Origin of the sequence: Aquibacillus sediminis, assembly GCF_005870085.1 — a bacterium.
Classification (GTDB): Bacteria; Bacillota; Bacilli; order Bacillales; family Amphibacillaceae; genus Aquibacillus_E; species Aquibacillus_E sediminis.
Window position 1 is genome coordinate 1 of the sequence record NZ_SZNM01000034.1, and the last position, 22,809, is coordinate 22,809.

At 36.3% G+C, this 22,809-nt stretch carries 17 protein-coding genes and 1 other annotated feature; of the genes, 5 read left to right on the top strand and 12 right to left on the bottom strand.

Annotated features, from left to right (window positions below):
* Positions 1–196: 196 nt before the first annotated feature.
* Positions 197–1,468: a tyrosine--tRNA ligase gene (tyrS, locus tag FCI53_RS19315; protein WP_138420674.1), complete on the bottom strand. Its 1,272-nt coding sequence runs from the start codon at positions 1,466–1,468 to the stop codon at positions 197–199.
* A 72-nt stretch (positions 1,469–1,540) separates the two neighbouring features.
* Positions 1,541–1,746 (bottom strand) — a binding site (T-box leader).
* Positions 1,747–1,869: 123 nt separating this feature from the next.
* Here tyrS and FCI53_RS19320 point away from each other — a divergent pair.
* The 4 genes from FCI53_RS19320 (at position 1,870) to FCI53_RS19335 (ending at position 7,568) form a co-directional block, all read left to right on the top strand.
* A complete protein-coding gene (locus FCI53_RS19320; protein WP_138420642.1) occupies positions 1,870–4,824 on the top strand; it encodes a transglycosylase domain-containing protein in 2,955 nt (984 codons plus the stop codon).
* A gap of 263 nt (positions 4,825–5,087) precedes the next feature.
* Entirely contained in the window at positions 5,088–5,741 is a 654-nt protein-coding gene (locus tag FCI53_RS19325; RefSeq protein WP_138420643.1) for a GNAT family N-acetyltransferase, read from the top strand.
* Between the two features lies 1 nt (position 5,742).
* On the top strand, positions 5,743–6,393 hold the full coding sequence (locus FCI53_RS19330; RefSeq protein WP_138420644.1) for an acetoin utilization AcuB family protein: 651 nt from the start codon (positions 5,743–5,745) through the stop codon (positions 6,391–6,393).
* Positions 6,390–7,568, top strand: coding sequence for an acetoin utilization protein AcuC (locus FCI53_RS19335; protein ID WP_138420645.1), 1,179 nt, complete (start codon positions 6,390–6,392; stop codon positions 7,566–7,568). The genes FCI53_RS19330 and FCI53_RS19335 overlap by 4 nt, the downstream gene beginning before the upstream one ends.
* A gap of 681 nt (positions 7,569–8,249) precedes the next feature.
* Here FCI53_RS19335 and motS read toward each other — a convergent pair.
* The 4 genes from motS to FCI53_RS19355 form a co-directional block, all read right to left on the bottom strand.
* Positions 8,250–9,002, bottom strand: a complete 753-nt coding sequence (gene motS, locus FCI53_RS19340) for a flagellar motor protein MotS (protein ID WP_138420646.1) — start codon at positions 9,000–9,002, stop codon at positions 8,250–8,252.
* Positions 8,992–9,804 (bottom strand): flagellar motor protein MotP, encoded by an 813-nt coding sequence (gene motP, locus FCI53_RS19345; protein ID WP_138420647.1) that lies wholly within the window; start codon positions 9,802–9,804, stop codon positions 8,992–8,994. The genes motS and motP overlap by 11 nt, the downstream gene beginning before the upstream one ends.
* A gap of 174 nt (positions 9,805–9,978) precedes the next feature.
* Positions 9,979–10,980: a catabolite control protein A gene (gene ccpA, locus FCI53_RS19350; RefSeq protein ID WP_138420648.1), complete on the bottom strand. Its 1,002-nt coding sequence runs from the start codon at positions 10,978–10,980 to the stop codon at positions 9,979–9,981.
* 311 nt (positions 10,981–11,291) lie between these two features.
* On the bottom strand, positions 11,292–12,368 hold the full coding sequence (locus tag FCI53_RS19355; RefSeq protein WP_138420649.1) for a bifunctional 3-deoxy-7-phosphoheptulonate synthase/chorismate mutase: 1,077 nt from the start codon (positions 12,366–12,368) through the stop codon (positions 11,292–11,294).
* Between the two features lie 152 nt (positions 12,369–12,520).
* Between FCI53_RS19355 and pilM the strand changes: the two genes are divergently transcribed.
* Complete coding sequence (gene pilM / locus FCI53_RS19360) at positions 12,521–14,653, top strand: cell division protein FtsA (protein ID WP_138420650.1); 2,133 nt, start codon at positions 12,521–12,523, stop codon at positions 14,651–14,653.
* A gap of 182 nt (positions 14,654–14,835) precedes the next feature.
* Here the strand turns inward: pilM and FCI53_RS19365 are convergent, their stop codons facing one another.
* The 7 genes from FCI53_RS19365 to FCI53_RS19395 all read right to left on the bottom strand — a co-directional run bounded on the left by FCI53_RS19365 (position 14,836) and on the right by FCI53_RS19395 (position 22,722).
* The gene (locus tag FCI53_RS19365; RefSeq protein WP_138420651.1) at positions 14,836–15,276 is read right to left on the bottom strand and encodes a YtxH domain-containing protein; all 441 of its coding nucleotides are present in this window, start codon (positions 15,274–15,276) and stop codon (positions 14,836–14,838) included.
* Positions 15,277–15,316: 40 nt separating this feature from the next.
* On the bottom strand, positions 15,317–15,724 hold the full coding sequence (locus tag FCI53_RS19370) for a DUF948 domain-containing protein (protein WP_138420652.1): 408 nt from the start codon (positions 15,722–15,724) through the stop codon (positions 15,317–15,319).
* Between the two features lie 402 nt (positions 15,725–16,126).
* Positions 16,127–17,434 (bottom strand): UDP-N-acetylmuramate--L-alanine ligase, encoded by a 1,308-nt coding sequence (gene murC, locus FCI53_RS19375; protein WP_138420653.1) that lies wholly within the window; start codon positions 17,432–17,434, stop codon positions 16,127–16,129.
* 120 nt (positions 17,435–17,554) lie between these two features.
* Positions 17,555–18,667 carry a nicotinate phosphoribosyltransferase gene (locus FCI53_RS19380; protein ID WP_138420654.1) on the bottom strand — a complete coding sequence of 371 codons (1,113 nt, stop codon included), beginning with the start codon at positions 18,665–18,667 and terminating at the stop codon, positions 17,555–17,557.
* 160 nt (positions 18,668–18,827) lie between these two features.
* The gene (locus FCI53_RS19385; protein ID WP_138420655.1) at positions 18,828–21,116 is read right to left on the bottom strand and encodes a DNA translocase FtsK; all 2,289 of its coding nucleotides are present in this window, start codon (positions 21,114–21,116) and stop codon (positions 18,828–18,830) included.
* Positions 21,117–21,287: 171 nt separating this feature from the next.
* On the bottom strand, positions 21,288–21,893 hold the full coding sequence (gene ytpR, locus FCI53_RS19390; protein WP_138420656.1) for a YtpR family tRNA-binding protein: 606 nt from the start codon (positions 21,891–21,893) through the stop codon (positions 21,288–21,290).
* A 22-nt stretch (positions 21,894–21,915) separates the two neighbouring features.
* Entirely contained in the window at positions 21,916–22,722 is an 807-nt protein-coding gene (locus FCI53_RS19395; protein WP_138420657.1) for a DUF1444 domain-containing protein, read from the bottom strand.
* Positions 22,723–22,809: the final 87 nt, after the last annotated feature.

The following is a 22,809-nucleotide window of genomic DNA, read 5'->3' on the forward strand; positions in this document are numbered from 1 at the left end:
ATTACGTCTTCTAATCCTGGCAAATTCATGTTAAAATTCATTTACACGCACTCCTATCCCTTTCTTGTTTCTAGTCAATTCAAGTGTAAAGGATATAGGAGTTTGCGTGTTTTTTTGTGCTCAAATTTTCAAAACACCCCAACAAATATTGTAGAGCCAAAAAAAGACCACCAACTTAAGTTGGTAGCCTTCCCTCTTATTCAAATCGAATTAAGAAATACTTCTTTTTCCCTCGGCGAATAATGGTAAATTTATCATCAATTCTGTCTTGATCACCCAGCTCATAGGATACATCTTGATTTCTTTCCCCATTAATGTAAACAGCACCGTTATTAATATCTTCACGCGCTTGTCGTTTTGATTGTGAAATTTTCGCTTGTACTAATAAATCAACTAATCCGATAGGCTCTTTACTAAAGGTAACAGAAGGAACATCTTTAAATCCTTGTTCAATTTCTGCACCATTTAAGTTCTGTAATTCACCACTAAAAAGGGCCTGTGTTATTTTTTGTGCTTGTTTTAACGCTTCTTCCCCGTGGACTAATTTCACCATTTCTTCAGCCAATCGTGTATGTGGCACTCGTTTTTCAGGGGCTGTTTCTAATTCTGTTTGTAATTGATCAATTTCTTCTTTTTCAAGGAAAGTGAAGTACTTGATAAATTTGATGACGTCACGATCATCGGTATTAATCCAGAACTGGTAAAATTCATAAGGAGACGTTTTTTCAGGATCTAGCCATACAGCTCCACCAGCGGTTTTACCAAATTTTGTTCCATCCGCTTTCGTAATTAGTGGAACAGTTAGTCCATAAGCTTTTGCTTCTCCATCCTCTCCACTCTTTGTACGACGAATTAACTCCATGCCCGCAGTAATGTTACCCCACTGGTCACTACCACCTATTTGCAAGGTACAATTTTCTTTTTCGTATAAGTTTAGGAAATCAACAGATTGTAAAATCATGTAAGTAAATTCGGTAAAAGAAATTCCATTTTCTAGACGTGATTCAACAGAATCTTTTGCTAACATATAATTGATACCAAAATGTTTCCCTGTATCTCGTAAGAAGTCAATGATCGTCATTTTGGAAAGCCATTCATAGTTATCCCTGGCAACTGCAGCATTTTCACCTTGATCAAAATTCAATATTCTTGCCATTTGTTTTTTTATGCTTTGACTGAAATGTTGTACGGTTGCATGATCGTTCAATTGTCTTTCTGTTGAACGACCACTCGGATCACCAATCATCCCTGTTCCTCCACCAATCAAGGCAATTGGACGATGTCCTGCTTTTTGAAATCTTTTTAACATTAAAATTGGGAGAAGATGGCCAATATGCAAACTGTCTGCTGTTGGATCAAAACCACAGTAAAGTGTTACAACATTTTCCTCTAAATGTTTTTTTAACCCATCATCATCTGTTGTTTGATTAATTAATCCACGTTCCTGTAAATCTGCTAAAATATCCATATTTACTACTCCTTTACTAGCGAAATTTGATCGATACCAATTATAAATCCACACTAAAAAGCCTCCTCCCAAAAAAGGGACGAGGTTGCTCGCGGTACCACCCTTGTTACAAACGTGCGTTTGTCACTTAAGGAAATAACGATGAGTATCTTCACCGTCTTCATTGAAGAAGAAGCTCCAGAGTGTACTTCGCAAGTTAACTTTATACTGACTTTCACCAACCGTCAGCTCTCTTAGAAAGGGAGTTAATTGCTACTAAATTCTTTCAGCGCTTATTTATATTTGATTGTGATACATTAATAACATACTATCGCAAAAAATGCAACAAATCACTCCCATATTCGTCACGTCTATTTGACTTATATGCTATAATAAAGATTGATGTTTAGGAGGGTTTTAACGTGAATAAAGGACTTTTTCATAAATTTTTATCAAAATGGAAAGAATGGTGGCGAACAGGAACTTTTCAAAAAAGCTATCGAATTACATATGATGTTGTATGGAACGTAATCTTATTTTTTATGATTCTCGGAATAATCGGTTTATTTTTTGCTGGAGGCGTTGGTGCTGGTTACTTTGCATCGCTAGTTGATGATGAAGAAGTTCGTACACGTAGCCAAATGGAAAATGATATATACAACTATGAAGAAACTTCCGAAATATATTTCTCTAACAATGTATTTTTAGGTGAAATCAACTCTGATTTATATCGCGAGGAAGTAACATTAAATGAGGTATCCGACAATGTGAAAGAAGCGATTATTGCTACAGAAGATGAATACTTTCAAACCCATAACGGAATTGTTCCAAAAGCAATTTTACGAGCGGTTTATCAAGAAGCTACCAATTCTGCAATAAAAACTGGTGGTAGTACATTAACCCAACAAATTATTAAGAACCAAATTCTTACAAATGAAGTTTCCTTTGAACGGAAGGCAAAGGAAATATTATTAGCACTACGACTCGAACGTTTTTTTGAAAAAGATGAAATACTAGAAGCCTATTTAAATATAGTCCCATTTGGTCGTAATGCTAATGGGGAAAATATTGCAGGGATTCAAACAGCAGCACAAGGTATCTTTGGTATTAACGCCGAGGATATTAACCTAGCTCAGGCCGCTTTTATCGCTGGTCTTCCGCAAAGCCCTTCTTACTACACCCCGTTTACCAATAGTGGGGATTTAAAAAGTGAGGAAGGCCTAGAACCCGGTCTTAATCGAATGAATACTGTATTAGAGCGTATGTTAGAGGGCGGGTATATTACCCAATCCCAATACGAACAAGCGAGTAATTATGATATTACAGCTGACTTTACGGAGCCATCACCTTCATCATTAGATGAATATCCTTTCCTAACAAATGAAGTGAAAGAAAGAGCAATACAAATTGTAAGAGATATTTTAGCGATAGAAGATGGCTATACCGAAGAAGATCTTGACAATAACGAAACATTGAAAGAAGAATATACCATCCTAGCAGGTCGAGAATTAAGTCGTAACGGCTATAAAGTGCACACAACGATTGATAAAGAAATATATGATCGAACACAAGATGTTGCTATGAATTTTGAAAACTATGGACCTGCAAAAGAACAAGTTGTGATTGATCCAGTAACAGGAGAACAGGAAACGATTATGGAACCGGTGCAAGTCGGCAGTATTATCATTGAAAATAGTACAGGCAAGATTATAAGCTTTGTTGGAGGACGTGATTTTGACGAATATAGCCAAGTAAATCACGCAACAGATGGAACACGTCAAAACGGTAGTACAATGAAACCACTACTTGTTTATGCACCAGCAATGGAAGAAGGCGTTATTCAACCTGGTACAATAATTGCTGATACAAATACAACTATTGAAATTCCTGGTTCTGATGATTGGACGCCGAGAAACTATGCACGTCGTAACTTTGGTTTAACATCAGTTCGGGATGGCTTGTATAATTCTCGAAATGTTCCAGCTGCTAAAACGTACATGCAAATTATTGATGAGGACCCAGTCAAAAATTACTTAGAAAAAATGGGATTCTCATCTTTAACAGACCAAGATCATTCGAACCCCTCTATGGCTCTAGGAAGTCTTGAACGCGGAGTAACCGTCGAAGAAAACACCAATGCATTTGCAACCTTTGGTAATGACGGGAAGTTTGTCGATGCCTATATGATTGAAAAAATTGAAACAGATAGCGGCGAAGTCATCTATCAGCACGAAAAAGATGAAGTTGAAGTATTCAGTCCTCAGACCGCCTATCTAACAACTGATATTTTACGTGATGTATTAGATGAGGGAACAGGTAGATTGGCTAAATCAAATTTATCAAATCCAAATGTGGATTGGGCTGGTAAAACTGGTACAACCAACGATGATTATGACTCCTGGTTTATGGGATTCAATCCTAATGTAACGATGGGGGTTTGGTTAGGCTATGACCACAATAAACGATTACCTAGCAATGCCAGTACAACTCGTCTAACATTGTGGGCTGAATTGGTCAATGCGGCCACAGAGGGAAATCCAGAATTAATGGCACCAAGTGAACGGTTTGAACGACCTGGAGGGATTGTTTCAAGAACCTATTGTATAACATCTGGTTTATTACCATCAGAATTATGTACGGAACTTGGGTTAGTTGAAACTGATATCTTCAATGCTAAACATATACCAGATGAACGAGACGACAGTTTGATTAATGGGCGTTATGTGATGGTAAATGGGCAGGCTTATATTGCGGATGAAAATACACCGGAGGAATTTATCCAAGAAGAAGGGGTGGCCTTTAATCCCGAGTGGCTGAAACGCAACGATTATGATAAGTTGGACGATTTAAGTGAGTTAATTCCAAATCGTGATGGTGTTTGGGAAGATATTGCTCTACCTAGCACCGATGAAATTGAAGATGATGGCAAGCGGCCACAAACACCTGAACAAGTAGAAAAATCTGATGATACATTGATTTGGAATCATTCAGATAGTAAAGATGTGGTAGGCTATCGAATCTACCAAGCAGATCACCCTGATGCATCCTTTCAATTAGTCGGTAATACAACAAATACAGAATTTTCTATTTCTGATAATCAAGCGGTATATCATGTTACTGCCGTCGACTACTATGGGCAAGAATCTGAAGCTTCAAATACTGTAGAATTTGGAGATTTTTCAGATGAACCAGAACCCGAAATACCAGATATACCTGATTTACCTAATGATGATGAACAGGATGAACCAAACAATCCAGATGATTCTGACACTCCAGAAGAATCGGATAGTCCTGAGAATGAGAATGAAAACGATCAAGATCAAGATCAAGATGAGAATAGTGATTCTGAGAACAACAGCGACTCCGAAGAAGAATAGTCTCAACCCATTGCTAGTATAGCTTATATTAGGATACCTTAGGCAATCCCAAAAGTATTGTTCTGTTTTCAATGTAAGGAAACAGAACGGATAATTTTGCGGATTGCCTTTTTTTCATACTAAGTGGGAGTCTTGCGGACGGTTGCACCGGAATAAAAATATTCAATTGAAAGGGGCCACTTTATAATTCATTAAATTTTCAGTTAACAAGTGAGAAACCTTCCTGTATAATAAGCACAAAGATAGGAATAGGTGGTGTGACAATGGAACATAGTAAAACCTTCCAGTCAAAAAAAGTACATACGGATCATGGTGACATTGTATTGGAAGGTCCTCTTTCTTCAGTTGAGTTGCAAGCGTTTAATTTTCATGAACAATTAAATGCTTTTAGACCTGCAGATAGACAGTTTATCGCTCTTCAAGAAATTGCTGATTTAAAGGAAGGGCGAGTGTTGGTAGCACGTACTAATACTATGATTATTGGTTATGTTACTTTCCTTCACCCAGACCCTCTAGAGCGCTGGTCAACTTTTAATATGGAAAATCTATTAGAACTTGGTGCGATTGAAGTTATCCCAAAATATCGTGGCGCAAGAATAGGCTCTCAATTAATCGAACTATCCATGTTAGATGAAATGATGGAGCATTATATTATTATATCAACAGAATATTATTGGCATTGGGACCTTAAGGACACGAAACTTAGTGTTTGGAATTATAGAAAAGTAATGGAAAAGATGATGTTTGCTGGTGGTCTAGTTCCAGCACCAACAGATGACCCCGAGATCATTTCACATCCTGCTAATTGTTTAATGGTCCGGATTGGAAAACATGTACCACAAGAATCCATTCAACAATTTGATCGACTACGCTTTTTAGACCGTCATGCATCACATTCACAAAGAAAGGGGTATTAACATGCTTGTTTCCGATATTATGAAGACCAATGTAATAACACTCTCCCCTGAGGCAACAATTGCTGAGGCGCTTAAATTACTTAATGATCATCATATAAGACATATCCCAATTGTCGACCAACAAAACAAAGTAATCGGTATCGTTTCCGATCGCGATGTTCGGGATGCTAGTCCGTCGATTTTTACTAATCAGAAAGAATCTGAAACACTCCATCATCAAATACAAACTATCATGAGTCATCCTGTTGTTACGATTCATCCACTTGATTTTGTCGAAGAAATTGCGGCAATTTTTTATGAAGAAGAATTTGCCTGCTTGCCTGTCACCCGTGAAAATAAATTAATCGGAATTGTGACAGAGAAAGACATGCTCTACACACTCATTCAATTAACTGGAACACATGTACAAAGCTCTCAGATTGAAATCAAAGTTCCCGATCAGATCGGTATTTTACCTGAAGTAATGGCTGTCCTTGGAAAAAGGAAAGTAAACATCACTTCCGTACTTCTATACCCAAATTATAAAGACCCACAGTATAAAATCGTTGTTGTTCGTATCCAAACAATGAATCCGCTTCCAACCATAAAAGATTTACGAGCAGCTAATTTTGAAGTGTTATGGCCTAACCTTTCCATGGAGACAGATGTATGAGCTGTAAAGCTGCCTTCATATATTCTGAACAGTTTCAAACTTATCAATTTAATCCGGATCACCCATTCAATCAATTACGTGTGGCCATGACCAAAGATTTATTAGAAAAAACAGGTGTTCTAGATACGTCTCAAATTGTGAAACCTCGTCTAGCAACAGAGCAAGAACTATTATTAGTACATGATAAGAACTACGTTAATGCAGTTAAGAAGGCCAGTAACGGCACTCTATCGACTGCAGAAGGTTTACCCTATGGATTGGGTACAGAGGATACACCAATGTTTACAAACATGCACCAAGCTTCTTCTTTACTCGTTGGCGGGACATTAACTGCTGTTGATCAAGTATTAGAAGGCAATGTAGCCCATGCACTTAATTTAGGTGGGGGATTACATCATGGATTCAAAAGGAAAGCATCTGGCTTTTGTATTTATAATGATGGTGCGATTGCTATTAAATATATAAGAGAAAAGTACAATTTACGTGTATTATATGTGGATACCGATGCCCATCATGGTGACGGTGTACAATCTGTCTTTTATGATGATCCCAATGTATGTACACTATCCATTCATGAAACAGGGAGATATTTATTTCCTGGAACTGGTAATGCAAATGAGCGTGGAATTAAACAAGGTTATGGTTATTCTTTTAATGTTCCAATTGATGCTTTCACAGAAGACGAATCTTTTCTTGAAGTGTATCAAACAGCTCTAGAAGAAATTGCTGCCTATTTCCAACCAGATGTAATTATTACTCAAAATGGTGCAGATGCACATTGTTATGATCCTTTAACTCATTTATCCTCAACCATGGCAACTTATGAATTTATTCCAAAACTTGCGCACGAAATAGCACACACATACTGTGAAGGAAGATGGGTTGCTTTAGGTGGTGGTGGTTATGATATTTGGCGGGTTGTACCAAGAGCTTGGAGTCAAATTTGGAGTACTATGCAGCAACAACAAATACTTACAGGGAATTTACCAAATGAATGGATAAAAAAATGGCATGGATCTTCTCCTGTCACCTTACCTACTACTTGGCATGATGATAAAACTATTTATCATCCAATACCAAGAAAAAAAGAAATAGAAGAAAAAAATAGAAATGTCTTAGACCATGCCTTGAAATTCGCTCGAAACAAACAGCATTTTAATTTGGACCATAGCTAAAACAAAAAAATCATCGCTTTCTCTAAAATAGTTGTTACCTACGTATAAGCTGTATTATATGTAGTAAATTATTAACTACTTAAACTAGTGGTGCAGTGATTTTCAACTTACACGGAATCAACGGAAAAAGCACTGGATGATGTATGAAAAAGCCGTAAATACGCTGGATCTTTGAAAAAAGCACTGGATGATGTATGAAAAAGCCGTAAATACGCTGGATCTTTGAAAAAAGTGCTGGATGATGTATGAAAAAGTCGTAAATACGCAGGATCTTTGGAAAAAGCACTGGATGATGTATGAAAAAGCCGTAAATACGCAGGATCTTTGGAAAAAGCGCTAGATGATGTATGAAAAAGCTATAAATACGCAGGATCTTTGGAAAAAGCGCTAGATGATGTATGAAAAAGCTATAAATACGCAGGATCTTGAGAAAAAACGCTAGATGATGTATGAAAAAAACGTAAATACGCAGGATCTTGAGAAAAAGCGCTGGATGATGTATGAAAAGCACTAAATGCGCACTATCTATAGAAAAAGTACTCAAATTAAAAAACTATTATAAAAGTTAATGCACATAATACAGCAAATGCGTAACAAATTCCGTAAAAAAACTTGTAATAAAGAGTATAAATGCATACTAAAAAATCTTCCTTGACTGACTGTGTCTAGGAAGATTTTCTCTTATGATTGCTCTAATTCTAAAATAACTATTTCAACTCTTCGATTCTTGCTCATATTTTCTGGCGTTGTATTTTCAGCAACTGGTCTTGTATCACTATAGCCTGCTGCGATAAAGCGATCCTCTTCAAGATCATTATGATTAAGAATATGTCGAATCACACTGCTTGCTCTTGCACCAGATAATTCCCAATTTGATGGATAGCGATGGGTAGCGATCGGACGTGTATCCGTGTGTCCCTCCACTCTTACATCATTCGGAATATTGCTTAATAGAACACCAACCTTTTCAAGGAATGGCTTTCCCTTTTCAAGAATTTCTGCTTCTGCAGAATTAAATAAGATAACTTCTTGAAGTGTTAAAACCACACCCTCTTCCGTTCTCGTAGCAGAAATTACATTATTTAACTGATTCTCATCTAAAAAAGTTTCCACTTCTTCTAATAGTTCATCTAATGAATCTTCTTCTAGTTCTTGTTGATCAATTTCTGACTCATCTTCTTCATGATCAGTCTGTTCATTCTCCAAATCTTCTCCTGCATTATGATCTTCTTCTAACACTGCTGATGAATTATGATCAAAAATGCCTTGATTACGAAATGATTCTTGCAATGCTTCAAATTTAGCTAAATCAAGCTGTGACATGGAAAAAAGTAAAACAAAAAATACTAACACCAATGTTACCATATCTGAATATGTAACCATCCATTTTGGAGCCCCTTTGTCAATTCGCTTTTTTCTTCTCCTAAGCTTCATTGACCTGTTCCTCCATAAGTTCATCAGAGTCTATATTTTTATTATCGGTTGGTAAAAACGCACTTAGTTTTTCTTCCAAGATTCGTGGGTTTTGACCGGATTGTACACCAATAACGCCTTCAATTACAATCTGTTTTAAAAATACTTCTTCATCTGTTTTCATTTCTAATTTCCCTGCCATTGGCAAAAATACTAGATTTGCTAATACAGTACCATAGAAAGTCGTTAATAGCGCTACAGCCATATTAGGGCCAAGTGTACTAGGGTCTTCTAAATTATTCAGCATTAGGACAAGACCAATTAATGTACCAATCATTCCCCAAGCAGGCGCAAACTCTCCTGCTTTTTCAATAATAATTCTACCTTTTTGATGCCGCTCTTCCATTGCAGTAATTTCAGCACTCATAATATCACTAATCACTTCAGGTTCTATTCCATCAACAGCTAGGAGAATACCTTTTTTAATAAAAGGATCTTCAACATCATCTAATTCCGTTTCCAACGCAAGTAGACCTTCACGCCTAGCCTTTTCTGCAAGACCTATAAATAGGTTAATTAAATCAGATAAATTTTGCTCTTTTTTATTAAATGCTTCTTTAATTACATATCTAGCTAATTTTATTTGATTAATATTAAAGTTAATTAAAAGTGCGGCAAAAAGTCCACCAATTACGATTAATATAGCAGAAAGTTGCAAAAACAGAACAAAACCACTACTTCCACCGCTAGTAAGAATTCCAAACATTATCATGACGAAGCCTAATGTAATACCGATTGGTGTTAAAAGATCTGTCTTTTTCATATTCTCTCTCCCTAACAGTTAAAGCAACGAGTCTTATAACAGATGAAAATCTATGATGACATGTTACTTTTAAGATGTATTTGGTTAAGAAAGAATCTTTTGCACTAAGCTTATGTTAGGTCTTTAACAAATTACAAAGCCCAAAATTACTTCCTTCCTCTTATAATATCGGTATTAATTTGATTTTGTTGAGTCTCTTTCAACAATTCGATGAGGAAGAATTACATTTTGTTCTTCTACTTCTTCTTTATTCATATACTTCGTCAATAGCCTCATGGCTACAGCGCCAATATCATACATCGGTTGAACAATCGTTGATAATGTTGGACGAACCATTGTTGAAATTCTTGTATTATTAAAACCAAATACTTCTATATCTTCAGGAACACGTAATCCTTTATCTTGGAAACCATGTATAACCCCTAAAGCCATCTCATCTGAAGCAACAAAAACGCCAGTTGGTTTGTTTTCCATTTCCGCTAGTTGTCCAGCAGCTTCTAGACCTGAATCATAAGTAAAGTCTCCTTCAATCACTAATTCAGGTTGAATTTCTTGATTATGCTCTTGTAACGCACGTTCAAAGCCTTTATATTTTAATTTATTTATTTCAATAGCCTCATGGGTTGTGACAAATGCAGGATGAGGTGAACCGTTATTAATTAGTAAGGTCGTTGCCTCATATGCAGCTTGTTCATAATCAATATTGACTGATGGGATCGTATTTGTTGAATCAACCGTTGCGGCTAATGAAACTGGAACAGGTGAAGTCTTTAGTTGTTGAACATGTTCTTCACTTATATCCCCACCCATAAAGATAATCCCATCCACTTGTTTTTCAAGCATGGTGTTGATTAATTGTAGTTCTTTATCTTTATTTTGGTCTGAATTACTAAGAATGATATTATATTTATACATGGTAGCAATATCATCAATACCTCTTGCTAATTCAGAGAAAAAGATACTAGAAATATCTGGGATGATCACACCAACTGTTGTAGTTTTTTTACTTGCAAGTCCTCTTGCTACCGCATTTGGTCGATAACCTAATTGTTCAATCGTGTTTAAAACTTTTTTTCTTGTTGCTGGCTTCACATTTGGATTACCATTTACAACTCTGGATACTGTCGCCATTGATACATTTGCTTCTCTCGCTACATCATATATTGTTACATTCATAACCTATTTACCTCCTGAATAATTGAAACGTTTCATTTTTATTTATCATACGATATTCATACTGCTTTGAGCAAACACGAACTTATTAATATCAGCATTTACAAGCATTGTACCCTATTATACCAAATTTATCGAAATTTGTAGTCTCTGTTGATTAATTTAACTAAGATATTGCTCAATTAATCAACAAACTGCATCTAAAGACCATGATTACCTCATTACAAACATAAACTCCGACGTTTAATGATGCAAAACAAAAAGCCTGCCTCTTCGACTTAATTCAAAGAAGCAGACTAGTTTTGTAACTAGCATTATCGTTGTAAATTCTTGTTACCAACTAACTCGTTCATGAAAGAATGGAACGTGTCGATATCCATCTGCTGTGCGGAGTCAGAAAGAGCCACTGCAGGGTCTGGATGTACTTCTGCCATGACGCCATCAGCTCCTATCGCTAATGCAGCTTTAGCTGCAGGAAGTAGTAGGTCTCTTCTTCCCGTTGAGTGTGTCACGTCGACCATTACAGGTAGATGGGTTTCTTGCTTCAAGATTGGAACAGCAGTAATATCTAATGTATTACGTGTTGCCTTCTCATAAGTTCGAATACCACGTTCACATAGGATAATGTCTCCATTACCTCGTGAATTAATATATTCAGCAGCATTAATAAAATCAGAGATAGTTGCCGACATTCCTCTTTTCAGTAGAACTGGCTTATTCACATCTCCTGCCGCTTTTAGAAGTTCGAAGTTTTGCATATTACGTGCACCAATTTGAATGACATCAATATAATCTGCCGCTTTTTCGATATCCGCCGGATTTACGATTTCACTCACAACAGCTAGATCATACTCATCTGCTACACGTTTTAGAATTTGTAGCCCTTCAAACCCTAGCCCTTGGAAATCATATGGAGACGTTCTTGGTTTAAATGCACCACCACGTAACAACTTATGTCCTTGTTGTTTGACAGCTTCTGCAACTTTTGCAACTTGTTCATAACTTTCTACCGCACACGGACCAAAAATAAAGTGCCTGTCACCATCACCAAATTTCTCACCGTTTATATCAATCACCGTATCCTCTGGTTTTTTCTTTCTTGATACAAGTAACGCTTTGCGATGGTCATCTTCTTGTAGTTCTAAACTTGCTTTAAAAATCTCTTTAAACAAATGCTCTAAGGTTGAATTCTCAAATGGACCATTGTTATGTTTCGTAATTGTATTTAGCATGTCACGCTCTCTAACTGGGTCAAAACGAATGGTGCTCTGCTTTTCCTTAATTTGGCCAATTTGTTGAACAATCTCGGCACGACTGTTGATTAGATCTAAGATTTCTAAATTCACTTGGTCTAACTTTTCACGTAATTGTTCTAATTGTTCATTACTCATTTAAAATGCCCCCCGGTTTCTATTTCATGTTCTGTCAAAGTATGATAATTTTAATAATTAGAGATTATTATAGCTAACTTTTTCTCACTTGTCACCATTAAGTTGAAATATTTTGTAAATTCTTGCTTTTTATTTTAATAATGAAGGAGATTATGACAGTGACAGAGCAGATTTTCGCATTAGATATAGGTACTCGAACGGTTGTTGGTTTAATTTTACAAAAAACGAAGGATAACTATCAATTAATAGACTATTGTATCCAAGAACATCACGAACGGTCTATGTTAGACGGGCAGATTCATGATGTCGTTTCTGTTGCAGACGTCATTATATCGGTGAAGCAGAAACTAGAACAAAAACACGGACCATTAACATCTGTTTGTGTTGCTGCGGCTGGTAGAGCGTTAAAAACAAAACGGACGACGATTACTAAATCAGTTGGTGAACAACCATTAATGAATAAAGAAGACATCCTTTTTTTAGAGTTTAGTGCTGTTCAAAATGCACAGCATGATTTGGCAGTTGAAGAAGAAAATAATTCAAGAGACCATTACTATTGTGTTGGTTATTCTGTCCTACAATATAAATTAGATGACCGAGTAATTGGATCCTTAATTGATCAACAAGGTGACAAAGTAGAAGTAGAAATCATTGCAACGTTCTTGCCTAAAGTCGTAGTTGAATCCTTAATTGCCGCACTACACCGTGCCGATTTAGAAATGGAAGCTTTAACGCTTGAACCAATCGCTGCTATTAATGTACTTATCCCTCCATCGATGAGACGTTTAAATGTCGCCTTGGTCGATATCGGTGCAGGTACAAGTGATATTGCCATTACCGAACAAGGAACGGTTACAGCTTATGGAATGGTACCAAAAGCAGGAGATGAAATTACGGAAGCTGTTAGTGACCATTATCTACTAGACTTTCCTCAAGCAGAACTTGTTAAGCGTCAAATTAAAGAAGACATGCCGGCTACTAGTACAGACATTTTAGGATTTGAGCAAGTAATTGATTATCAAGACCTTGTAGCAGCCGTCACGACAGAGATTGATGGATTAGTTGAAACGATCGCAAATGAAATTATACGGCTAAATAACAAGCCACCAAAGGCGGTCATGCTCGTTGGCGGAGGGAGTATGACCCCTGAAATAACGAATAGATTGGCAAGCAAATTACAGTTACCTAATAATCGTGTAGCAATTAGAGGAATCGATGCTATCCAATCTTTGGAACAAATAGACACACTTCCAATTGGACCTACATTTGTCACACCAATTGGAATCGCAATCGCAGCCAAACAAAATCCGATTCATTACATAAGTGTTACCGTTAATCATCGAACCGTTCGACTTTTTGATATGAAAGAGTTGACAATCGGTGACTGCTTATTAGCAGCTGGCATTGATATTGATAAGTTATATGGCAAACCAGGGATGGCCTACATCATTCATGTTAATGGGAGAGACATTACACTACCAGGAACATATGGACAAAGCCCACAAGTCGTGTTAAATGGGGTAGATTCAACAATTGACTCACCTATACAAGATGGTGATGAAATCCTTGTAGTAAAAGGGGAAGACGGTAAAGAGCCGATTGTTAAAATAAAACATATAATTGGTGACATGCCAAACTTTTCCGTAAAATTTAATGATCAAAATATATTAATTCGATCAAACGTATTTGTAAATGGGCAAGAGAAAAATGCCGACTACATTGTTCATGATCATGATACGATTGAGGTTAAGTCAACAAAAACGATTGAAGACTTTTTCCAACAGATCGGTCAATACGATAAATTGCAACAACTTGGTTCATTTTATTTATATGTGAATCAACAAAAAGTAATATTGCCTTACGAAAATAACATACTGATTAACGGTAATAGCGTTGGGATTAGTCATACACTTAAAGCTGAAGATGTGATATCCATGGAAAGAACGGACCAACTTCCCTTAGAAATCGTGTTAACTCATCTTGACTTAGATTACGAAGTGACACTACATGTTACGTTCAATAATGAGCCAGTTACTTTAACGAAACAAAAGCTATCTATTTATCGTGATGGACACTTGTTAACAACATCCGATTACCTAAAACGAGGGGATTCTATCAAAACGATGCCAGCAGAAAACGAACCGTTTATTTTCCAGGATATTTTCCGTTTTGTGTCACTCGATCTATCAGATGTACATGGCAACGTACAAATACTAAAAAATAACCAACCCGCTTCCTTTACCGATCCTTTATCTGAAAATGACTCGATTACCATTAAGTGGTAAAACAATAACTGGAAAACATTAGAAAAAACTAGCGCAATCACTTATCCTTTTTAGTGAATGCGCTAGTTTTTTTACATTCAGACCTATATTCTCTACTACGTTGAATGAATGTTTTTGAAATCATATGTATGATGACCTAACTTTTGTTAAAGTTAGGTCCATAGGTTCCTTTTTACACTAAATTAAGATGACGTTTGGTCTTGCTTATTTTCTAATTCTTCTGCTGCATCCTCTATTGCCTGTGCCACTTCCTGAGCAGCCTCTTCTGGATCTTGCTCTTCTTTATTAGAGAATTCTTTTACCTTTTGTTGAATTGTCTCTGTTGTGTCTTTTACTTTACTTCCAAGCTGTTGAGACTTTTCGGAAACATTTTGAGTGACTTGTGAAGAAGTATCTGCTGCATAATCCTTCCATTCATTTCCTTTTTCATATGCTACGTCTTTCCATTCTGTAGCACGGTCTCTAACGTATTCTGCACCTTGGTTAAGATCATCTCGCAATTCTTTCCCTGATTTAGGAGCAAACAATAACGCTACAGATGCACCTACAATACCTCCAATTAACGAACCAATTAAAAAATCTTTACTATTAATATTTTGATTTTGTTCTTCTTGGTTACTCATTCCAATTCCTCCCTAAGCTATTTTTTATGAAATTAATTCATTACTCACTTTTTCTTTTCTTCCAAAGATTCATGAAAACTGTTCCCCACTTCATAGCTTGAGCTGACGTATCATGATCTAAGTTTGATGCATTTGTTACACTTGTTGATAGGTTTCGTAGCGACTGATTAAAATCTGAGACTGTATCCCCTACCCCTTTAATGCCATCTACTAGTGTATTCATTTTAACTGCCTTTTCGTTTATATCCTCGGCAAGTTTATTCGTTTTATTTAACAAGGATGTCGTTTCAACAGTTATGCCTTCCATTTGTCTTTCGAGGCCTTCTAATGTGTCGGCAACATGTGTCAATGTTCGTTGTGTTGCCTTTAAAACTTTAGCGAGATAAATAACTAACACGGCGAAAGCTATTGCTGCAATTAAAGCTGCAATATAAAGTAGATTAACCATGGTTTCTTAACCAACTCCTTCTTCATCTAGCATTATGTTTTGGTATCATTTCAAACCGATCAATATGTATTAAGATATAATTAAATTACCTGTCTATAATTTACCCTTGCCATAAAAAGGATAAACATAAACACTCTGTTTTTAAAATCAACCGTAATAGACAAAATTATACCTACTTTTAAAAATTTGTAAAAAAAACGGCCATTATTCATATATAAGCCTTAGGAGCAGGCATAACTCAGTTTGATTTAAATTGTTTAGTATAACAATTTAACTATGTTATAGATTTTCACATTCTAATAATTCATAGTTTCTTTAGGTACGAAAAAAGGAAGGGTATAACTCCCTCCCTTTTCTAATTCGATAACAAAAGCCAATAGTCCTTCTTTTATTTTAAAATTCCTAATCTTTTACTGTTTCCAGCTCTTTTTCATAGGTTTGTTGGAACTTTTGAATGTCTCCAGCTCCCATAAAAATTAGTACGCTATCTGTATACTGTTTTAATACGGTCGTATTCTCTTGACTTAGAAGTTGACACCCTTCTACTAAGTTCTTTAAATCATGAATCGTCAATTTACCGTCATCTTCACGAGCAGATCCAAAAATGTCACAGAGATAAACATGGTCCGCTTGTTGCAAACTGTCAGCAAATTGCTGTAAAAATGTTTTCGTTCTCGTATAGGTATGTGGCTGAAAAATTGCAATGACTGATTTTGATCGATATTTTTTTCTAGCCGATTCAATTGTTGCTTCAATTTCTTTTGGGTGATGTGCATAGTCATCTATTAAAACTTGTGTACCTACTTCTTTTTCAGTAAAACGACGTTTAACCCCTTGAAATGAACCAATTTTTTTAATATCTTCTGCCTGCATATCTTCATAATGACATAATGCAATAACGCCTAATGCATTTAAGACGTTATGATTTCCATACGTAGGAATCGTGAACGTATCATAAAACGTATTCCTTACAAATACATCAAAGGTCGTTCCTGTTTCATCTTCGTGAACATTTTGCGCTTGAAAGTCATTTGTATCAGAAAAACCATAGTAAATAACTGGCACTTTTGCTTGGATTTGTTGTAGGTATTCATCATCCCCACAAGCAATAATTCCTTTTTTTACAAGGTCAGCCATTTGTTGAAAGGATTGAAAGACATCATCAATACTAGTAAAGTAATCAGGATGATCAAAGTCTATATTCGTCATAATCGCATAATCTGGTTGATATTGCAGAAAGTGTCTGCGATACTCACATGCCTCAAAGACAAAATAATCACTTTCAACATGTCCTTTACCAGATCCATCCCCAATTAAATAGGAGATTGGATAAGTCTGATCTAATACATGAGCTAACAAACCTGTTGTTGATGTTTTTCCATGTGCACCAGTTACTGCAATACTAGTGAACTGTTTTAACCATTCACCTAAAAATTCATGGTAACGATAATAGGTTAACCCCAATCGTTTAGCCTCTTGAATTTCTTCGTGATCATCGTTAAACGCATTGCCTGCAATAATGGTTAATCCTTCTGTGATGTTATTCTTAGAAAAAGGAAAAATAGGAATATCTTTTTGTTCTAATGCTGTTTGTGTAAAAAAGGTTTTTTCTACATCAGAACCTTGCACTTCCTCTCCAGAATCTTTTAAGATCTGAGCTAGTGCACTCATTCCAGTCCCTTTTATACCAATAAAATGGTAAGTTGTCATAACAAGAACCTCCAAAGATGAGTGATATTTCGTCTTCACTCTCGGATATCTATTTATTTTAGTTAGCAACGTCATGTTGCTAGATAAATCAAAATGATTTATTAAGCTTGATTTAGAGTTTTAGTTGTTTTCTGTATATTCTACTTTCTTTAATCGTGGGTTTGGATGATAACGTCGTCCCTCTTTTGCTTGGTGCTCTCCGTTTAGCAAAACATTATCCCCAGTAAAACCAATATGAATGTTCAATAGGTTTCTACCTATCCCATACATATCAACTGGAATATTTGTTTCTTCAAACTCACGAATCCGTTGTTCATTCAGTCCGCCAGTAACCATTATTTTTACGTGATTGAATCCTTCTTGATCCAGCGCTTCTCTAAGCGCGACGATTAATTTTGAATTCGCCCCACGTGGATCAAATGTCCCCATTATATGCTGATTTCTCCAGAAATATTTATCTACCATATTTTTAGAAGTATCGATACGTACGCCTTTTAACTGATCCCCAAATTCACGTGCAACTCTTAGCGAATCAGTAATGACATCATTATTATAATCAACCAATACCATAAGCTCATCCTCTGGATAAACTTTCTGATAGGCCTTGGCAGCTTTTACAACGTCCCCTTCAAACATTTGAATGATGGCATGTGGCATAGTTCCCATCCCCTGTTTTCCCCACCATTCATTCATCGCATGGGTTGCTTGTGCTGTTGATCCACCAATAAATGCAGCATATCCATCTCCTGCTTGCTGAGTATAATGATCATCACGATCACCCATAAATATAATTGGTTTCTTTTTTCCTGATGTTCGAGCAGCCTTCACCACATTATATACATTTGTAGCAACCGACGTTCTTCTTGCTAAAATACCGTCGATAATCCCTTCTAAATACCCGAATGATTGGTAAGGACCAGTTACGGTTAGCACTGTTTCATATGGACTTATTTTGTCACCATCTTTTAATGAGTGAATCTCAAGTTGTTCAGGGTTGTCAGCAAATGTATGTAATAAAGCAATTGCTTCATCTGTACCACATAGTACGGCATTGCTCTTTTGGAAAAATTGCATTGTCACACGATTATCAGGTATAACTTCTTCTGCAATCTCTTTTGTTTTTAAAAAATAAACTGCCGAAAACCATCCCTCTTTTATTCGCTCATCAAACTTAAATGTTTTATTAGTTAGTCTTTCAATTTCACCATTTAACTTACGAGTAATCTCCTTCATCACCATACTCCTATCCTAATCCACTAAATTAAGAAATATATAGATTTTTTTAGATCAATATCTATCATATAAGAATAGTCACACTTCGACAAGTGCTTTCAACATATTAAAAGTAAATCTATGTTGTTAAAAGTGTTACCAAATTGTTAAGACTTTATCATCATGTTAGTAGATCTTCTACATCCTTTTCTGTCACTAAGACATCGCGTGGTTTACTCCCGTTTTGTTCAGAGATAATCCCCGCCTGTACCATTTGATCAATTAATCGAGCCGCACGGTTGTACCCTATCTTGAAACGTCGTTGCAGCAACGATGTACTTGCTTTATTTTCATGCATAACGAATTCAACAGCTTCTTGATATAGTTCATCTTTTTCCTCTTCCGTATCTATTTGCTGAAGTAATTGTTCTTGTTCAAATAAATAATTGGTTGGATGTAACTTTTTAATGTGTCCTGTGATTCTCTCAATTTCCTCATCAGAAACAAAAGCACCTTGAATTCTTACTGCCTGTCTTGCACCATTTTCAACAAACAGCATATCCCCTTTTCCTAGTAATTTTTCAGCACCACTTGTATCGATCATGGTTCTGGAATCTACTTGAGATGCTACACTAAAAGCAATCCGGGTTGGAATATTGGATTTGATTAGACCTGTGATCACATCCACTGAAGGGCGTTGGGTTGCTAATAGTAAATGAATTCCCGCTGCTCGTGCTTTTTGAGCAATTCTGCAAATAGCATCCTCTACATCATGTGGGGAAACCATCATTAAATCAGCAAGTTCATCAATTACGATAACTAAATATGGCATTTTTTCATGCTCACGATCTTGTTGAATCATTTTTTGATTATACCGTTCAATATCTCGTGCCCCTTCATGGACAAACTTTTGATAGCGCTCTTCCATTTCCTCAACGGCCCATTTCAAGGCTTTGGTAGCAGCTTTAACGTCTGTGATAACTGGTGAAACGAGATGCGGAAGATCATTATATGGTGCTAACTCAACCATTTTAGGATCAATCAATAAGAAACGTACATCCTCATGATTTGCTTTGTATAATAAACTAACCAAGATCGTATTGATGCAGACACTTTTTCCAGATCCTGTAGCACCCGCAATTAAACCGTGTGGCATTTTATTTAAATTCGTCATAATTGGGCTGCCCGCAATATCTAAACCTAAAGCTACTGTTAGTGGGGATGGGTTGGCTCGAAAACCCTCTGATTCAAATAATTGCTGTAGCATTACTGGTTGTGAAACACGATTTGGAACTTCAATCCCTATCGTATTTTTTCCAGGAATTGGTGCTTCAATCCGGATATCTTTGGCAGCTAAATTTAGTTTGATATCATCCGATAAATTTTTAATTTTACTTACTTTCACACCTGGTTCTGGTTGTATTTCAAAACGGGTTACTGCAGGCCCACTAACTGCATCTACTACACTTGCCTTGATATGAAAATGCCTTAAAGTCGTTTCCAACAAATCCGTTTGTTCCTCTATCCATCCCGTGTCATCCTGCATTGTTTCCGTCCGATCATTTAATAAGTGAAGTGGAACTGGTTGATTTTTTTTGGCTATTGTTTTTGACCGTGTTTGTGCTCGTTGTTGCAATGCTTGTTTCTTATCTCTTGGAGTCATGATGACATTAAATGGTTTAACATTTGTTTTTGGTTGTTGTTGGACATTTTCGCTCTCACCGTCTACCGTCGATGTCTCCTGATCATTCGACTGTTGTTGAATGGTTGATTGTTGTTCTTGAATGTCGCTGTCTTGTTGCAGCACTTCCTGTTTTTCTTCCGCTTCTTCCATACTCTCCCCTTGAGTTTGAACCTCATCTCGTAACAACCATTGCTCTTGTCTATTAGGGGATTGCTCTTGCTGCTTGATCGGCTCTACTGTCTCGTGTAAAGGGCTGGACATCGTCTGTTCTTGTTCGCTTTCACTACCTTGTTCTGTGTCTTTTGTCCCTACTTTATCTTTTCTAATATATGCTGGAATCTGTAATTCTTGCTCTTCTCCCTTAGGTCGTTGCTGAAACCCATAAATTGGTGAGGGTACATCGGTCGGTGTGAATTTTTCGTCTATCTGTTGGTGATTTTTTATTTGAACCGATTTGGTTGAATCAGCCTCGTTTACGTTTCTCGTTTTTTGTTTAGTAACGTGTTCCTCCCGGGACCTAGGTTTAAGACCTATTTCTTCTTCCTGTGGTATTACATTTTGTTTAGTGGTTCGTTTTGTTCGATTTGGTATATTAGGGATAGCTGACTCCGTTAATTGAAAGACCTTATCATCACTAGGATATTTGTAAGACATTTTTGTTTCGATATTTTTTATTGATTGTTGTTCCTCAATAGTATAATGCCTTAATTGTGTTTGCTGCTTCACATCATTTGGAGGTTCCGATTCAAACCATTTTATAAACTTATTTTTTAACTGTTTCCACATGTACGACACTCTTTCTTATGTAATCATTTCTCTTTATTTTATCAGTTTTATTTCATTTTTGAAGAGGCTTTATACAGACGTCCAATCCAGAAGATATTCTTCCCCCAATAGCATAAATACCTTTGTCAGCTTGTTTTAAGCAATGACAAAGGTATAAAAATCGATTTAACATTAAAATTCAAATACTTGACCAGGTTTATACTGGTCATCTAATACATAAATGCCTTTTTCTTTTGGTGCATTTGGTAATCCTAATTCTTTTTGTGAACAGATCATACCGTGGGAAGCTACGCCTCTTAATTTCGTTGGTTTAATTTCCATACCACTCGGCATGATTGCACCTACTTTGGCAACAACAACTTTTTGACCTTGATCGATATTTGGAGCTCCACATACGATTTGCACTTCTTCTTCTCCCAAATCAACTTGGCAGACACTTAACTTATCTGCATTTTCATGGGCTTGTTTTTCCTTTACATAACCTACAACAAATTTTGGTGTTATATCATAATCAAGTACATCATCCAGACCATTTTGTTTAAATACTTGTTTCATTTGATCCAATAACTCTTCTGTAATCATTATTTTCCCTGCACCATCAAGTGAAAAATAGCTTGACGCACGAAAAATATTATACCCTAAAACCTCTTGATTTTGTTGGTCTGTTATTTTAACAATATCCCCAAAACGTTCCGAGTTAATTTCATAACGGTTTCCCTGTTTAATTGGGAAGATTAGTACATCACCAATTCCTTGTTCGTTATAAAAAACATCCACATTTCCACTTCCTTTTTTTATTCTATGTGTTTTTCGGTTTGTTTTTTGCCAAAATAAAGATAGGCTCTAATTTCTTATCCTCATAAATAAATGGTAATGATGTGATTGGAACTCTACCTTCAGCGAAAAACTTCATTGTCATTTGAGCCAGTATGTCATATCCCATATCATTTTGTACGTCTGCAAAGATAAGCACATCTTGATGTGGCACTGCAACAGCCAGTTCTCCCTTACTATTAGCTCGCATTTCCTCCAAAAGTGACTCATTTAGAATACGACTTGCATCATATCCATCTTGACTAGCGATAAAGTAAAAATCGTTCCCTGCAACTGTATCTATGTTAGGAGTTGTCTCCAATGAACGGATATTAAACGCAGCAATTTCTCTTAAACGTTCGAGCGTCCAACCTTCTGCTTCTATCATTGATTTATCAATTAACTGGTATGTACGGCCCAAATCTAATGCATAATAAACACGTGTTTCAGCTGTATGATCTGTAAACAACAACTCTTTCCCTGCTTTCGTTTTGGTAGGAAACGATGTCGCCCTAATAACAGGAAAAATACTTTTTTCCTTTCCTGTTAATTCCTGTGTTTGATTCATTATGTTTAAAGCTTCTTTTACGTGATATTCTAAATCATCGATTGCTTGGTCGCCCTGTTGTTCATATTTAGCAATAACATTTGGTAGTGTAATCGTTATCCCCTTTTGAGTGTCTTTCCATTCAATTCGAAAGGTATCTTTATCACGATTAAATGAGGTTCTCCAGTCTTCGTGTTGCATCCGTTGTTCAAGTAGTTTTTTCATTTTTATACTTGTCATTTTCATTCGAATCCCTCCTTAAAGGAAGAAAATAACCTCGTGCTATTTTAGCAAGACATGATCGTGTAAACAACTAATTAGCCATAACAATCC

Coding starts and splice junctions, on each gene's coding strand:
- tyrS (WP_138420674.1), bottom strand. CDS start 1,468: ATGGATATTTTAGCAGATTTACAGGAACGTGGATTAATTAATCAAACA.
- FCI53_RS19325 (WP_138420643.1), top strand. CDS start 5,088: ATGGAACATAGTAAAACCTTCCAGTCAAAAAAAGTACATACGGATCAT.
- FCI53_RS19330 (WP_138420644.1), top strand. CDS start 5,743: ATGCTTGTTTCCGATATTATGAAGACCAATGTAATAACACTCTCCCCT.
- FCI53_RS19335 (WP_138420645.1), top strand. CDS start 6,390: ATGAGCTGTAAAGCTGCCTTCATATATTCTGAACAGTTTCAAACTTAT.
- motS (WP_138420646.1), bottom strand. CDS start 9,002: ATGAAGCTTAGGAGAAGAAAAAAGCGAATTGACAAAGGGGCTCCAAAA.
- motP (WP_138420647.1), bottom strand. CDS start 9,804: ATGAAAAAGACAGATCTTTTAACACCAATCGGTATTACATTAGGCTTC.
- ccpA (WP_138420648.1), bottom strand. CDS start 10,980: ATGAATGTAACAATATATGATGTAGCGAGAGAAGCAAATGTATCAATG.
- FCI53_RS19355 (WP_138420649.1), bottom strand. CDS start 12,368: ATGAGTAATGAACAATTAGAACAATTACGTGAAAAGTTAGACCAAGTG.
- pilM (WP_138420650.1), top strand. CDS start 12,521: ATGACAGTGACAGAGCAGATTTTCGCATTAGATATAGGTACTCGAACG.
- FCI53_RS19365 (WP_138420651.1), bottom strand. CDS start 15,276: ATGAGTAACCAAGAAGAACAAAATCAAAATATTAATAGTAAAGATTTT.
- FCI53_RS19370 (WP_138420652.1), bottom strand. CDS start 15,724: ATGGTTAATCTACTTTATATTGCAGCTTTAATTGCAGCAATAGCTTTC.
- murC (WP_138420653.1), bottom strand. CDS start 17,434: ATGACAACTTACCATTTTATTGGTATAAAAGGGACTGGAATGAGTGCA.
- FCI53_RS19380 (WP_138420654.1), bottom strand. CDS start 18,667: ATGAAGGAGATTACTCGTAAGTTAAATGGTGAAATTGAAAGACTAACT.
- FCI53_RS19385 (WP_138420655.1), bottom strand. CDS start 21,116: ATGTGGAAACAGTTAAAAAATAAGTTTATAAAATGGTTTGAATCGGAA.
- FCI53_RS19395 (WP_138420657.1), bottom strand. CDS start 22,722: ATGAAAATGACAAGTATAAAAATGAAAAAACTACTTGAACAACGGATG.